Source organism: Xanthomonas nasturtii (assembly GCF_001660815.1).
In the GTDB taxonomy this organism is placed as follows: Bacteria; Pseudomonadota; Gammaproteobacteria; order Xanthomonadales; family Xanthomonadaceae; genus Xanthomonas; species Xanthomonas nasturtii.
Genome location: NZ_LYMI01000039.1, coordinates 21,362 through 36,654 on the forward strand (window position 1 = coordinate 21,362; position 15,293 = coordinate 36,654).

Genomic DNA, 15,293 nt, shown 5'->3' on the forward strand with positions numbered 1-15,293 from the left:
CCTCACCCGGTTTGCCGGCACCAGCATCCAGCTGCCTCTACGAGCCGACACGGTTCCTCCGCACTACACCCTGCCAGCCTGTCGACGACATGCTCACCTACGCTGCACTAACGTGCCGGCGTCCTCCATCCGAGCCCTGCACATGCCTGTCAGCTACTCGATTAGTCTGCCCGATCCCACGCTTGCCCGCGGTAACGCGCCTTCGGTGAGCTTCACCGCCAATGGCGCCGATGCGTTCGCCGAGCAGTTGCAGGCAGCGCTGCGCGACCCGGCCTGGTTCGACCGTTGGCGCCAACTGCAGGCCGACCCGGACCAGGTGGATCCCAGCCTGGGCATCACCGACCCGGCGGCAATGGTCACCGGCAAGCAGCACGACCTGCGCATCGACCTGGTCGCCACCACCAGCATTCCCGGCGATCTCTTCAAACAGCGCATGCAGGCCCTGGCCGGCTCGCACTGGGAAATGCGCGACGTCCGTTGACGCTGCACTGCCACGCGCTCTGCGTGGCAGGCCGCGGTCACGCCGGCGCTGCCGCGCGGCGTGGCCATCGCCAATTTAGATTGACCGCCAGCGTGCCGACCACGATCAGCGTCAGGCCCAACCACTGCACCGGTACCAACGCGTGGCCGTAGAGCAGGTAATCCAGCAGCAGCGTGACCAACGGGTAGACGAACGCCAGTACCGCGATCGTGGCCACGTGCAGATGGCGATACGACGAATAGAACAGCACGTACACCACGCCGCTGTGGATCACGCCCAACCCGACCAACCAGACCCAATGCAGCCCCGGATGCAGTGCCGCACTGCTGGAAAAGCCGGCCAACAGTAGCGTGCCGACCCAGCATTGCACGGTCACCACAGCCAACGGCCGCTCGCGGCTGATGCGCCGCGACATCAGCAACGATGCACCGCACAGCAAGGCGGCCAGCAGGGTCAGCGCAATGCCGAGCAAATACCCGCGATCGGCTGCCTGCCACAACCGCGCGGGGTCGGCCGAACACGCCACGCCGATAAAGGCCAGCAGCGTCCAGCCCAGGTCGGTGCGGCGCGTCCGCTCGCCCTGCACGACTGCCGCCAGAATCAGCATCACGAACGGAAACACGTGATAGACCATCGTCGCCACACCGATCGACGAGCGTGCCATGCCGGCGAACAGCGCAACCCAGTTGAGCACCAGCAACACACCGCTGATGGTCGCATCGCGCAGCAAGGCGCGTGCTTGCCACAGCCCGCGCAATTGGCCGCTAAAGACACCGCAGACAGTCAGAAACAATGCACCGAACAGGCAGCGATAGAACACCGCCGTGACCGGGTCCTGCCCGCTTTCGTGCACGAACACACCGACCGAACCGATCAACACTTCGGCCACCAGCAATTGCCAGACGGCACGCCGTGCCATGCCTGCGGGGATGGTCACCGCCGTCGAAAGCGCACTCATGCCGCGCCTCTTTCATACGACGGCAGAAGCTTGGCCCCCGCCTGCACTGCGCCGAAGAACCGCAGCCTGCGCCGGCACGCCAATCGGCTTTCATCGCGCAGGTAACGCACAGCCCGCACACGACACTGCACGAGCGCCTGCATGCGCGCATCCAACTCTGCATGCGCGCATGCAGACGGCAAAGCCGCAACACCAGCCGGTGCACCGCAGCCAGCAGCAGATGCATCTGGGCCACCATCAATAAGCACCACGGCCACCTCGCAGAAGAGAACGGAGCGCGCACGCTGCGCGGCACCGTCAGCATGCAGTGCGGGCCACGACCGTTACAGATTCAGATACGCTGCAAATCGACCAATACAGATGGAAGGCACCTGCGCATGCTGCTTTACGAATCGCTGGCCGCACAGCTGCGACAACAGATCGAGCGCGGCACCTTACGCGCTGGAGAGCGCCTGCCATCGATCCGGCAGCTGGCCGCCAATCACGGCATCAGTGCGGCGACTGCGGTGCAGGCGTGTCTGCAGCTCGAACGCGAAGGACGCGTGCAGGCACGCCCGCGCTCCGGCTATTTCGTTCGCGGCACCGCGCCGGGGCTGTCCGCGGCGGCCCCGGCGCCGCGGCGGCGCAAGCCGGGCATGGTCGATAACCCGGCCCTGCAACGCGTGCTCGACACCCTGGCCCGCACCGACCTGCTACCGCTGCATACCGCCACCCCTGCGCCGGCGTTCTTACCCACCACGCAGCTGGCGGCAGCGCTGTCGCGTCAGTTGCGTCGCCAACGCAATGCCGCGCTGGACTACGCACCACCACAGGGCCACGCCGCACTGCGCCGACAGATCGCGCAGCGTTATGCGCACTGCGCAACCACTGTGGCTGCAGAAGAAGTGGTGATCACCGCCGGCGCGATGGAAGCCATCAGCCTGGCGCTGCGCACCCTCACCGCACCCGGCGATGTCGTCTTGGTGGAAACCCCCACGTATCACGGCATTTTGCAGGCAGTGGCCGCGTTGCGCCTGAAGGTACTGGAGGTGCCCAACCGCAGCGGCCATGGCATCGATGTCGCCCGCCTGGACACCCTGCTGCAACGCACGCCGGTGCGCGCGGCGGTGCTGGTGCCCAACTTCAACAATCCCAATGGCAGCCTCACCCCCGACAGCGCCAAGCGTGCATTGCTCGACAGCTGCGCACGCCATGGCACGGTGGTGATCGAAGACGATATCTACGGCGAACTGGAGTGGTCCGGCCAGCGCCCACGTCCGCTACGCCACTTCGACACCCATGCCAACGTGATCACCTGCGGCTCGTTTTCCAAGGTCCTGGCACCTGGCCTGCGCGTGGGCTGGCTACTCGGCGGCGACTGGACCGACGCGCTGGTGCGCGCCAAATATTTCTCCACCGTCGGCAGCGCCAGCCTGCCGCAATTGGCGCTGGCCGATTACCTGGCGCATCACGATCTGGAACGGCATCTGCGCAAGCTGCGAAGCGCGCTGGCCAACAACGGGCAACGCCTGCGCGATGCGATCGCGCGGCACTGGCCGGAGGGCACACGGGTCGGCGACCCGGCGGGAGGGTTATCGCTGTGGCTGCAATTGCCTGATGGCGGAAGTGGCCAGGCATTGTTCGAAGCCGCATTGGCTGAAGGTATCGGCACTTCACCGGGCCATCTGTATTCCAGCCGTGGCGACTACGCAGATCATCTACGCCTGACCTGCGGCCAGCCGTGGAGCGAAACGCTGGAACGCGCGATGCGTCGATTGGGAAAGCTTGCGGCGCAGGTGGCGGGCTAGCTTCGCTGTGGGCATCAACTTTCTAGCAGTGGCAGTGGCGTCAGCGTTAAACGTCGACGTGTAGAAAAAAATCGCCTCAGCTAGCTTGACGTGAACTTTCAGATGCGCATGGGCGAACCCCTCTCCTGCGGGAGAGGGGTTGGGATGAGGGTACGGAACGAAGCCCTCACACCCTCAACCGCACCGCACCCATCACACACGCAACGCCGCAGCATGGTGCGCGATGTGCTCGCCGATGAAGCTGGCGATGAAGTAATAGCTATGGTCATACCCAGGTTGCATCCGCACGGTGACCGGATAGCCAGCCGCCCTGGCGGCGTCTTCGAATAATGCAGTTTTCAGCTGGTTTTCAAGAAACTCGTCGGCCTCGCCCTGGTCGATCAACACCGGTAAACGTTCCTGCGCTCCGGCGATCAATGCCGTCGCGTCGTAGGCCTTCCACGTTTCACGATCGTCGCCCAGATACTGACCAAAGGCCTTTTCGCCCCACGGCACCTGGCTCGGCGCCACGATCGGTGAAAACGCCGACACGCTGCGATAGCGGCCCGGGTTCTTCAACGCAATGGTCAGGGCGCCATGGCCACCCATCGAGTGGCCGCTGATCGCGCGCACGCCGGTGGTGGCGAAATTGGCTTCGATCAACGCCGGCAATTCGTTCACTACATAGTCGTACATGCGGTAATGCGCGGCCCACGGCTGCTCGGTGGCATCGACGTAGAAACCGGCACCCTTGCCGATATCGTAACCGTCTGCGTCGGCCACATCGTCGCCACGCGGGCTGGTGTCCGGCGCCACCACAATCACGCCATGTTCGGCGGCATAGCGCTGCGCACCGGCCTTGCCGATGAAGTTCTGCTCGGTGCAGGTCAGGCCGCTAAGCCAATACAGCACCGGCAACGGGCCATCGGCAGCCTGCGGCGGCAGATACACGCCCACCGTCATGCTGCAGTTCAAGGTCTGCGACTGATGCCGATAGACATCCTGCCAGCCGCCGAAGCAGGCGCGGTGTTCGATACGTTCCATGAGATTCCTTACGAAGAGAAACCCTGCAGCCGGCTTACCGGCCGCAGGGTTGGCCAAATCAATGCAGCAGGCCTTTCTGCCGTGCAACCCGGGTCGACAGCGCATCCATCAACCCCGGCGACAGGCAGTCGTACGGGGTCAACCCGAGCTCGTTGAGGCGGGCGCGTACACCTTCCATCTGCTCCGGCGGCGTGCCGGTTTCGATGATGGACGACACGAACGCGGCAAAGCCCGGTGCGGACCAGCCCTGCTGCTTCGACAACTCGGTGTGCACGAACTCCAGACCGTAGACGGCGTGGTCCTTGTTTTCGATGCGGCCATACAGATGCACCCCGCACCCGGTGCATGCGTGGCGCTGGATCGTCGCGCTTTCATCGACGATCTTCAGCTTTTCGGGGTGCGCGGTTACCGTGACCTTGTCGCGTGGCGCCACCGCCACCACCGAAAATTTCGCGCCCGCAGGCTTCCAGCATTTACTGCAACCGCAGGCATGGTTGTGCGCGGCCTGCGCCGCCACGTCCACGGTCACCTTGTCGGTTGCGCAATGGAATTCAAGAGTTCCCCCTTGAAAGCCTTCTGCGCTGCCACGCGTAACACCACCATCTACCGAAGGATGAATCGACACGTTAGTCATTACGCCCCTCCCGGAGTTCGGGTACCACGTGCACGGAAGCGGCAGCGCGCCGCTCCTGGCCGTACGGTCAGAAATGGATCACGGTGCGGATCGACTTGCCTTCGTGCATCAGGTGGAAGGCTTCGTTGATCTCTTCCAGCGGCATGGTGTGGGTGATGAACGGGTCCAGATCGATCTCGCCCTTCATCGACTGCTCCACCATGCCCGGCAATTGGGTACGTCCCTTGACACCACCAAAGGCCGAGCCGCGCCAGACACGCCCGGTCACCAGCTGGAAGGGACGGGTGCTGATCTCCTGGCCGGCACCGGCCACGCCGATGATGACGCTTTCGCCCCAACCCTTGTGGCAGCACTCCAGCGCCGATCGCATGACATTGACGTTGCCGATGCACTCGAAACTGAAGTCCACGCCGCCATCGGTCAACTCGACGATGACCTCCTGGATCGGCTTGTCGTAATCCTTCGGGTTGATGCAATCGGTGGCGCCCATGCTGCGTGCCAGATCGAACTTGCCCGGGTTGGTGTCGATGGCCAGGATGCGCCCGGCCTTGGCCTGCACCGCGCCCTGGATCACTGCAAGACCAATGCCGCCCAGGCCGAACACCGCCACGCTTTCGCCCGGCTTGACCTTGGCGGTGTTGTGCACCGCGCCGATACCGGTGGTGACGCCGCAGCCGAGCAGGCAGACCTTTTCCAGCGGCGCCTCCGGGTTCACCACCGCCAGCGAAATCTCCGGTACCACGGTGTATTCGCTGAAAGTGCTGCAACCCATGTAGTGATAGATCGGCTCGCCGTTGTAGGAGAAGCGCGTGGTGCCATCGGGCATCAGCCCCTTGCCCTGGGTGGCGCGCACGGCCTGGCACAGGTTGGTCTTGCCCGACAGACAGAACTTGCACTTGCGGCATTCGGCGGTGTACAGCGGGATCACGTGGTCGCCGACCTTGACGCTGGTCACGCCCTCGCCGACCTGTTCGACGATGCCGCCGCCTTCATGCCCGAGCACCGACGGAAAGATGCCTTCCGGGTCGTCGCCGGACAGCGTGAAGGCATCGGTGTGGCACACGCCGGTGTGGGTGATGCGGACCAGCACTTCGCCAGCTTTTGGCGGTGCAACGTCGATTTCGACGATTTCCAGCGGCTTGCCGGGTCCGAATGCAACTGCTGCACGGGATTTCATTGGAGGACGCTCCTGACGATGGGATTCAAGGACGGGCACGGCATGCGCCGACCCGGAGGGAGTTTCATTTGAGGTAAGACCGGACCAGGCCAAGCAGTTCCTGCACCCGCTCGGCGCGTTGCGCATCGGACGTGGCGGCATGCCCGAAATCTTCGCGGATATGCGCCTCAAGCACCTGCGACATCAGCCCATTCACGGCCCCGCGGATCGCGGCGATCTGCTGCAAGACAGGCGCGCAGTCCGCGCCTGCCTGCAGCGCCCGCTCAAGTGCATCGCACTGCCCGCGCAAACGACGCACACGCGCTAGCGCTCGCTTTTTCTCTTGCGGGGAATGCGGCATGACGGCTCCGGCAACATACTGGGGGGCAGTATATGGATTCGGGCGAAAAAAGCCATGGGCGGCGCAACATCGCGCTTGCGCGACGCGTACGCCACCGCTGCTGTTGGCGGCGGCACAAGGCACTGGCGCAGGGCTGCGCGCTCACCGCAACGGTGCTGATACGCGTCCATTAGCCGCACTGCAGCACGCAGATTGCGCAGCGATGCACGCAATCGCGCCGGCCTAGCCTTGGTCGTCGTCCAGACGCATGCTCTCCGAGACCGGCAACTCGATCGTGCAGCGCACGCCATCGGGCCCCAGCACGTAACTGGTGTCGGCCTGCAGCTGATACGGCAGCGCGCGCTCGATCAGTTCGCGGCCGTACCCCGAGCCCTGCGGCGCCAGCCCCGGTGCCGGCATCGCGACGCCGGTTTCGGTCCATTCGATGCGCAACCGCGTTCGCCCCTCGCTGCTCAGCAGCCGCCAACGCACCTTCAAGCGGCCGCCGGGCTGTGCCAGCGCACCGTATTTGTTGGCATTGGTGGCAAGCTCGTGCAAGGCCAGCGCGAAGGTCTGCACGGTGCTGGAGCGCAGCCGCACGCCACGCGGCCCATCCAGCACCACCCGTTCGCCGCGCCCTTGCGCATCGATCGCGTCCATGGCCGAAAGCTCGACATGGATCAACTCGTCGAACACGATGCGATCGCCCTCGTTCAACCGCGACAACAAGCCCTGCACCCGCGCCAACGCATCCAGGCGGTCGTTGTAGACCAACGCCAGTTCGGCGATGGTCTGGCTGCTGCGCTGGGTGCGGTTGAAGACCACGCGCACCACGCCCATCAGATTGCGCGTGCGGTGTTGCAGTTCGGCCAGCAGCACCTGTTGGCGATCTTCCCACTGGCGCCGCCGGGTCACGTCCTGGCCGATCTTGAGATAGCCCAATGGCTCGTCGCCATCATCGCGCAGCGGCCGTGTGGCGCCTTCGATAAAGACCCGGCGGCCGTCCTTGCATTCATGCCAACGGATGTTTGGTGCAACCCCATTGCGGCGCGCCAGTTCCAGCTCGCGTTGCGGGACACCGGCATTGCGATCCTCGGCGACGAAGGTCATCGCCATGTGCCTGCCCACCGCTTCTTCGGCGCTCCAGCCGAACACCGCTTCGGCACCCGGCGGCCAGGTCTGGATGTAGCCGGACGTGTCGGTGGTAAAGATCGCGTAGTCGCGCGCACTTGCCAGGATCAGGCGATGGCGCTCTTCGCTGTCGAGCAGCGCGCCCTGCGCACGTGCACGCTCCAGCGTGGCCCAGGTGCGCTCGGCGGTTTCTTCGGCCAGGCGCACCTCTCCGGGCGTCCAGTCGCGCGCGCTACGCTGATCGACCACCACGGCGGCCGTCAACTGGCCGCCCTTCATCAGCGGCAGCATGATCAAGGCGCCGATAGCGTTGCCAAGATAGGCCGCACGCTGCGCGTCGGACAGCGCCAGATCGGTGACGGTATCGCGCACCACCCAGGTGCGCGCGTCGCCGAGCCACGGCAGCGGCCAGTCGGTTGGCGCAAACCGGGGCGCATGGCTGGTCTCGCCCGGCCGATGCCAGTGGCGCTCGACCGCACCGTGCTTGGCGCCGGCGTCCATTTCCACGTAATAGGCGCGGCCGGCATTCAAGTGTTCGCCCAGCAAACGCACGGCCCTGGCCTGGATGATCGCCGGATCCGCCAGCGGCCGCAGCGCGTCGGAAAGTTTCAACAGGAATGCGCTGCGTTCCTGCACCTCGCGCAGCGCCGCTTCGGCCAACTTGCGGTCGGTGATGTCGAGTACGAATTCGAAACCGGTGCCGTCGGGCAGCAGTTTGGCGGCGAACAAGGCCCACCGCTTGCGGCCGTCCTTGCACAGGTATTCGCGTTCGTACGGCCTGGTGCTGCCATTGGCCCTGAGTTCGTCGAACGCTTGCGCGGACAACGCGCTGGATGCAGGCGGAGTCAGGCTCTGCCAGGTCAGCGTCCCGGCGTCCACGTCTTCGCGGCGATAGCCGGTCATCTTCACAAACGCATCGTTGGCGTCGGTCAGGCGGCCTTCCATATTGAAATAGGTGGCGCCCACGGTTTCGATCGTCAAGGCGGTGCGGAATCGCTCTTCGCTGGCACGCAGCTGTTGCTCTGCACGTTTTCTGTCGGTGATGTCGCGAAAGTACACCGACAGGCCGCCATCGCCGGTGGGGTAGATACTGATGTCGACCCAATGCCCGCGCACCGGCGATGCGGCATCCACGCGCACCATCTGCCGCGTGCGCGCGGCCTGCACATGCGCCGCATGCGCCGCCGAGCCAAGCGTGTCGGGAAATTCGTCCCACAACACCTTGCCAAGCAGGTCTGTGCGTGGACGCCCCCATACTATTTCGGCCTGTCGATTGACATACGTGAAGCGCCACTGCGCATCCACGCCGTAAAACGCATCGGAAATGCTTTCAAGAATCTCGCGGTTACGTTCGGCCAGCCGCCACAGTTCCGATTGCACGCGCCGTTGCTCCGTCACCTCCTGCACGACTGTGAGCCCGCCGATCAGCTTGTCGCCATCGCGTAACGCAACGGCGCTGACGCGTTGCCAGCGCTCGGTGTCGCCATCCAGAAGAAGAAAGTCCACCGGCAGGGTCGCGTCTTCGCCACGCAATGCACGGATGCCTGGATAGTCTTCCTCCGCAACCGGCTTGCCCTGATGATCGAAGCCCTTCCAGCGCCCACCATGCACCGAGTCGCGCGAGGGAATGTGCTCACCGAGCTGATCGTGCAATTGCGTATTTTTGTAGGTGAAGCGACCTTGCAGGTCGAACAGGCCGACGCCGAGCGGCACCTGATCGAGGACGTATGCCAGGCGCGCCTCGCTGGTGCGCAGGCGTTCTTCTGCCTGTCTGCGTGCAGTGATATCGGTCGCCGTGCCCGACCATTCTGCGATACGGCCCTCGGCAGCCAGCGCAGGCACCGCCTTGGTTGCGATCCAGGCGATACTGCCATCCGCACGCCGCACCCTGTGCTCGAACACGATTGCACTCTTGCTGCGGATGCCCGCATCGATACTGCGCTGTACCAACTCCCTGTCCTCATCCGGAATGTAATCCATGATCCAGGAGCGATTGGGGTTGGCCGTATCGGCCAGAAAGCCGCTGCCGCTCAGCGCCTGCATTTCGCCCCAGTCCGGACTCATCCGGTAGTGCACTTCGGAACTGGCCAACGACAGTGCCGCCAGCCGCGATTCGCTGGTGCGCAGTGCAAGCTCGGCGCGGTAACGCTCCACATAATCGGCAGCCGTCCACGCCAACAGCTCCAGTAACCGCAACTCATGCGCCGCTGGCCGGTACGGCACGGTGAACTGGGTTCCCAACACACCCAGCAACACGCCGGCACGATTGAATAGCGGAGTGAACTGCGCAGCACGAATGCCGCTGCAGAGCGCGGCATGGTGATCCGGGGTGCCTTGCAGCGGGCCGACATCTTCGATGTCTTCGATCACCAGCTGCCGCCGTTCCCGCCGCAGGATGTCGCAGGTCGCCTGGAAGCCGTCCTTCAGAAACTGCTGCACGAACGGGCTACGCTCGTCGTGACCGCGATAGACACGCAGCTGCATGTCGCTGCTATGCGCATCCACCAATTGGATGCAGCCGCACTCAGCACGCGCGAAGTCGCAGGCCAGCGCGGCAAGGTCGTCCAGCGCCGTCAGCGCATCGGCCTGTGCCGCAAGCCCGACCTGCAGCGCATGCAACCGACGCATGCCGGCCAGTTCCGCACGCAACGCGGCATCGTTTTCTGCAGTGTCGTCAGGCGTCTGATTCATCCTGACCGGATCTTCCCTGCGTAGAGCATTTGCGGTCACTCTCCATCGGCGAGCCGCAACAGTGCCTTCGCGCTAGCTAACAAGGTGTCTGCAGCGAACTCGACACATGCATGGAGCGCGTTAGGAATATCGCGACGTTCTATGACGTCATGCAGAAGGGCGATACACCTACGACGTGCGCGCGAATGTTCGCCTGATCCGAGAACACCGCGCCGCTTCTTCAGAGCACGCCAGCGCTTTCGAAACACGTTGATTCCCAGCCATTCCTGGATGCAGGGAAAATTGAAGCATCACCGCCAGTGCAACGTAACACTCAATCGCGTGCGGCAGTAACAGCGGCCAACCTTCAGCACTTGGGCTTTACGGCAACGTCCGCTTGCAGGGCGAACGCAATGCGCGACTGATCAATGCTGCTAACAGCCAATAGCCGCGCAGCGAGATGCCGACAAGCAGACGTTGCTCGCTGGCGGGGGCATCAGTGACATGCAAGCTGTTAGCGAAGGAGAGAACACAAACGCACGATGCGCGCCTCGAACCACGCCCAACGCTGCTGCCTTGCGTCCGGCAACGCGTCTGCACCGCGCTGACGAACGCAAGCAGCGAAGCGACCTAACTGTAGGCATCCAAGAATCGTGCAGACGGCACCGCCAGTGTGTCCAGCGAACGCGCGCAAGCGCGCTGCACGCCTGCTAGCGGCCCCTGCAGCAAGCCACCCGTCCATCTCAGCCATGGTGCGGCGGCGGCGCGAATCCTGCGTCGTCCAGACATTGCGCCAGCGCTTCGGGCGGCGGACCCGGCGGCCAATCATCAGCGAGCGGCACCGCGATGCGTTGCGCGGTCGCGCAAGCCTGCACTGCAGCGTCGAACTCGCGATCGTGCGGCGGCGGTTGCTCCGGCGCATCAGGCCGGTCGAATGCGTGCCCATCGGCGTGCGCGCCCATCGGCCTAGCATCGCCGGCATGCGGCGGCGGTGCCATGCCCTTGCGCGCCATGCAACCGTCGAAAATCGCGCGATCCAGTTGCCGATCCGGCGCAGCGTGTTCCGCCCCGGCAGCGTGCGGCCGTGCCAGCGCAATGTCTTGTTCCTGCGCGCAGGCCTGCAGCGCCGCCAACGTGTCCGCATTCGGCGGCGGCCCACGATCCGCGAGGGGCGGCGGCATATCGGGTGCGGCGCCGCAGAGGCCGGCGCAGCCTCCCAGGCTGAGCGCTGCGAGCATTGCGGTGGTAACGGCAGACAGTGGTCGTGTCTGGACCATCGCCAATTTCCCTGGCTGGATGACGGCTTACATGCACCGCACGCAGCTGGCGGACGCGGTCTGCGCTGCGTTCGCCAGGGGAGATTTGCAGCTGGATGTGCTGTGCATTTGCCGTCGCGCGTCGCGTGCCGTCGTGTCGTGGCGCTTGCCAGCACCCACAGCGCCGGGACGGAACATCTAAGTGCTCCGCGATGCGACAGGTGCGGCGAGCACGACGCGAACGCTACAGCCGTCAGTTCTCTACAGCAGCCGGCGCCACGATCACCGCGGGGTCTACCGCATGCTCCGGCAGCGACGCCAGCACCGCGTTGCGAAAGCGTGCGGCAAATGCCGCATCGTTGGCCTGATAGAACGCCCGTGCATTGGCCGACAACTGGTCCAGCTGTGCCTGCGGCAGCGCCAATGCTGTTTCCACCGCCTGCGCAATGCCGTCTGCGTCCACGTAGTAGTACGACGCCAGGCGCCGCTGGCGCACCTCGGCCACGGGAATCAGCACACCATGTTCGGGTCTGACCAGCTCGTTCATCGGCTCGCCATCGGTGGCCAGGGTCACCGCGCCCACGCTCAGCGCTTCCATCAGGTAATGGCCAAACCCTTCTGCCTCCGAGGGGCACAGATGGAACAGATGCGCGTTCTGCATGCGGCGCAGTTCGGCATCGTCCAGATATCCCACGCGGTGGTCGATATTCGGCGCCACCACCGGCTTGCCGGCAGTGCGCGGGTTTTGTACCACCGTCAGCAGTGGCCATTCCGGATGCCGCTGCCAGGTCTCCAGCAATACGCGCGTGCCCTTGGCAGTGCTGCGCCCGGCCAGATGGAAGAACGCGCGCTGACGGAACACGCGCGCATCGTAGCGATCCGGGCTGGTGAAACCGATGAAGCGCGTGGCGCATCCCAGGCTGCGGAAGATGCGCTCGGCATGGTGGGTCTTGCACAGCACCGCATCGAAGCTCGGCAGCAGCGGCAGCCACTTGGGCAGCAACCATTCCGGATTGGGCACCAGCAGGTTGATCTGCCCTAGGGACAGACAGCGCTTGTACACGCGTTCGGAAAAGATCTGTAGCGGCACCCGCCCGAACAGCGCGCGGCTGGCCCACAGGCGCGCCTCGCGCCCGGTATCGTGCAGGCGCTGGCTGGTGAACCCCACTTCCTGCACCGGCACGCCGCCGGCGCGCAGTGTGTCGGCCATCAGCACCATGTCGCGGGTCAGGCCCACACCGTTGTCGCGACTGATCACCCGCATCATCGGAAACGCCTTGTCATGCGCGCCTGCGCCATAGCAGCGGCACAGTGGCGATGCGGTGGATTCCTGCGCGATGTTCCGTTCTGTCATGGTGCTTTACACGTGTGCCAATGGTTGACAAATTCGATCATTATGATGCGTGTTCCAGCCTTGCAGTTGCGAGCACCATGTATCCGGCAGCCAACACCCTGCGCGGGCCAACCTCCGCGCGACCGACAATGACTTCCATGGACATGCAACAACCCTGCGTTCTTGTGGTCGACGACGACCCGGACCTGCGCAAGCTGATCGGCGAATTCCTCAGCGCCCACGGCTACCAGGTGGATGTGGCCGAAAACGTGGCGGAGATGCGCAAGGCCATGGCGCTGCGCCGCCCGGACCTCATCGTACTCGACGTGATGATGCCGGGAGAAGACGGGCTGGGCGCCGCACGTGCCCTGGCCAGCGAGCGCGGTTCACCTGCAGTCATCATGCTCAGCGCGCTGGGCAACGATACCGACCGCATCATCGGCCTGGAAGTGGGCGCCGACGATTACCTGGCCAAGCCCTGCAACCCGCGCGAATTGCTGGCCCGGGTGCGCGCCCTGCTGCGGCGCAGCCAGGCCAGCAACGAGCAGGCCGACCAGCGCGGCAATGTATACGAATTCGCCGGCTGGCGGCTGGACGTGGTGCGCCGCGACCTGCGCGACCCCACCGGCATCTTCATCAATCTGTCCGATGGCGAGTTCGCGCTGCTGCGCACCTTCGTCGAACACCCGCAACGCGTGCTCAGCCGCGACCAGTTGCTGGACTACGCCCGCGGCCGCGACACCGATGTGTACGACCGCGCCATCGACAGCCAGATCAGCCGCCTGCGCCGCAAGATCAACGAACGCGTCCATACCGAGTTGATTCGCACCGTACGTAACGAAGGCTACATGCTGCTGCCGGGCGTCTCGCGCTTGTGAGCAAACCGGCACGTCGCGGGCTGTCGATCTTTGCGCGGACCTTTGTGTTGCTTGCGGTGGCGCTGCTCACCGCCCAGGCGGTGGGCATTGCCCTGCTGGTGATGCGCACCCCCGTCTACGAGCCCCCGGTGCATCCGCCGGAAGTGGTGGCGTTGCTGTCCACCCGCATGCCGGCCGGTACCCAGACCTTGAAAGTGCGCGAATCGGCGCAGGCACCACTGCCGCCGACAGGCCAGGTGCGCGACCCGTTCGCCGAAATGCTGCTTGCCCATTGGCTGGACGTGCCCGAACACCACGTGCGCTTCTATCGCAACGCCAACGATCGCGAAGGCCCACTGCAGGGCATGCTGCGGCCACAGCGCTCGCCCGCTGCTGGCGCCGCTGCCAGGGCCGACACGGCAGACGAAGCACAGCATCTGCCGCCGTTTCCGGACGACTGGGCGCATGCGCGCCAGACCGGCGCGCCGTTCGGCAACGGCCTGCGTCCGGACGAGATCCCTGGCGCCTGGGAAAGCGAGCGCCTGACCCCGGGCGTGCCATTGCTGGACGGCTTCACCGCCGCGCTGCAGCAGCCCGACGGCCGCTGGCGCACGGTGGAATCGCCGCGCCGACGCCTCTCGGGCGAGTTCAAGACCCATGTCGTGCTGCTGTTCCTGGCCGGCCTGCTGGCCAACGTACCGCTGGCATGGTGGTTTTCGCGCGCACTGTCGGCGCCGATCAAGCGCTTTGCCGAAGCCGCCGACCGCCTGGGCCGCAATCCCGATGCCGCCGCATTGCAACGCAGCGGCCCGCCGGAGATCGTGCGCGCGGCCGACTCGTTCAACGCGATGCAGGCGCGCCTGAACCGCCTGATCAACGAACGCACGCACATGGTGGCGGCCATCGCGCACGACCTGCGCACGCCGCTGGCACGGCTGTCGTTTCGGCTGGATGGCCTGCAGCCGCCGCTGCGCGACAAGGCGCTGGCCGATATCGACGAAATGAAGGCGATGATTTCCGCCGCATTGGACTTCATCCAGAACGATCGTCATCGCGGCGAACGCGCGCCGCTGGATCTGCGCCTGCTGGTAGAGAGCGTGGTCGACAACGCCACCGATATCGGCGCCGACGCCGCGCTGCTGCCCGGCCCGGAAATCACCCTGGATGGCGACCCGCTGGCATTGCGCCGCGCGGTGATGAACCTGCTCGAAAACGCCTTGAAATACGGCAAATGCGCACGCCTGCAACTACAGCGCGAGGGCGAGGACGGCGTGTTGTGGATCGACGACGACGGCCCCGGCATCGACCCCACCCAACGCGAACAGTTGCTGCTGCCGTTCGTGCGCGGCGAATCCTCGCGCAATCGCGACACCGGCGGCATCGGGTTGGGGTTGTCGGTAGCGCACAGCATCGTGCTGGCGCACGGCGGCGACCTGCGCCTGGACAACCGCGCCCGCGGCGGGCTGCGAGTGACCGTGCGGCTGCCCTGCATGCCGGAGCGGCGCTGAGGTTGGGCTGGAGGACGGCTTATCGCGCGGCGCCTAGTGCACTGAATCCGAGGAATCGGATGTGATGCGTCGAGTTGGATCAGCGAAGGTCCATTTCAGCGGTTTTGGGTTTTTGTTGTACTGGCGGATGTAGCGCATGAGCTTCTTATCGAGGTCTTT

At 65.0% G+C, this 15,293-nt stretch carries 12 protein-coding genes; 4 read left to right on the forward strand and 8 right to left on the reverse strand.

What is annotated here, in order from left to right; all coding sequences use genetic code 11:
• Positions 1–142 precede the first annotated feature (142 nt).
• Entirely contained in the window at positions 143–481 is a 339-nt protein-coding gene (locus A7D16_RS14570; RefSeq protein ID WP_064633898.1) for a hypothetical protein, read from the forward strand.
• A 37-nt stretch (positions 482–518) separates the two neighbouring features.
• Here the strand turns inward: A7D16_RS14570 and A7D16_RS14575 are convergent, their stop codons facing one another.
• Entirely contained in the window at positions 519–1,439 is a 921-nt protein-coding gene (locus A7D16_RS14575; protein ID WP_064633900.1) for a DMT family transporter, read from the reverse strand.
• Positions 1,440–1,816: 377 nt separating this feature from the next.
• Here A7D16_RS14575 and A7D16_RS14580 point away from each other — a divergent pair, with 377 nt between their 5' ends.
• Positions 1,817–3,226, forward strand: coding sequence for an aminotransferase-like domain-containing protein (locus A7D16_RS14580; protein WP_064633902.1), 1,410 nt, complete (start codon positions 1,817–1,819; stop codon positions 3,224–3,226).
• Between the two features lie 192 nt (positions 3,227–3,418).
• Here A7D16_RS14580 and fghA read toward each other — a convergent pair whose 3' ends face one another.
• The 7 genes from fghA to A7D16_RS14615 all read right to left on the reverse strand — a co-directional run bounded on the left by fghA (position 3,419) and on the right by A7D16_RS14615 (position 12,790).
• Positions 3,419–4,249 (reverse strand): S-formylglutathione hydrolase, encoded by an 831-nt coding sequence (fghA, locus tag A7D16_RS14585; RefSeq protein WP_064633905.1) that lies wholly within the window; start codon positions 4,247–4,249, stop codon positions 3,419–3,421.
• A gap of 58 nt (positions 4,250–4,307) precedes the next feature.
• Positions 4,308–4,883 carry an S-(hydroxymethyl)glutathione synthase gene (gfa, locus tag A7D16_RS14590; protein ID WP_064633908.1) on the reverse strand — a complete coding sequence of 192 codons (576 nt, stop codon included), beginning with the start codon at positions 4,881–4,883 and terminating at the stop codon, positions 4,308–4,310.
• A gap of 67 nt (positions 4,884–4,950) precedes the next feature.
• The gene (locus tag A7D16_RS14595) at positions 4,951–6,060 is read right to left on the reverse strand and encodes an S-(hydroxymethyl)glutathione dehydrogenase/class III alcohol dehydrogenase (protein WP_007974085.1); all 1,110 of its coding nucleotides are present in this window, start codon (positions 6,058–6,060) and stop codon (positions 4,951–4,953) included.
• A 64-nt stretch (positions 6,061–6,124) separates the two neighbouring features.
• Entirely contained in the window at positions 6,125–6,400 is a 276-nt protein-coding gene (locus A7D16_RS14600; RefSeq protein WP_023905100.1) for a metal/formaldehyde-sensitive transcriptional repressor, read from the reverse strand.
• A 222-nt stretch (positions 6,401–6,622) separates the two neighbouring features.
• Entirely contained in the window at positions 6,623–10,201 is a 3,579-nt protein-coding gene (locus tag A7D16_RS14605) for a PAS domain S-box protein (RefSeq protein ID WP_064633909.1), read from the reverse strand.
• 722 nt (positions 10,202–10,923) lie between these two features.
• Entirely contained in the window at positions 10,924–11,361 is a 438-nt protein-coding gene (locus tag A7D16_RS14610; RefSeq protein ID WP_239687012.1) for a hypothetical protein, read from the reverse strand.
• Positions 11,362–11,689: 328 nt separating this feature from the next.
• Positions 11,690–12,790: a glycosyltransferase gene (locus tag A7D16_RS14615; protein ID WP_064633912.1), complete on the reverse strand. Its 1,101-nt coding sequence runs from the start codon at positions 12,788–12,790 to the stop codon at positions 11,690–11,692.
• Between the two features lie 137 nt (positions 12,791–12,927).
• On the opposite strand from A7D16_RS14615, the gene A7D16_RS14620 reads away from it, so the two are divergent.
• Together A7D16_RS14620 and A7D16_RS14625 are read left to right on the forward strand one after the other, a co-directional pair.
• On the forward strand, positions 12,928–13,647 hold the full coding sequence (locus tag A7D16_RS14620; protein WP_095522403.1) for a response regulator: 720 nt from the start codon (positions 12,928–12,930) through the stop codon (positions 13,645–13,647).
• Entirely contained in the window at positions 13,644–15,134 is a 1,491-nt protein-coding gene (locus A7D16_RS14625) for an ATP-binding protein (protein WP_064633916.1), read from the forward strand. Before A7D16_RS14620 ends, A7D16_RS14625 begins: the two co-directional genes overlap by 4 nt.
• Positions 15,135–15,293 lie beyond the last annotated feature (159 nt).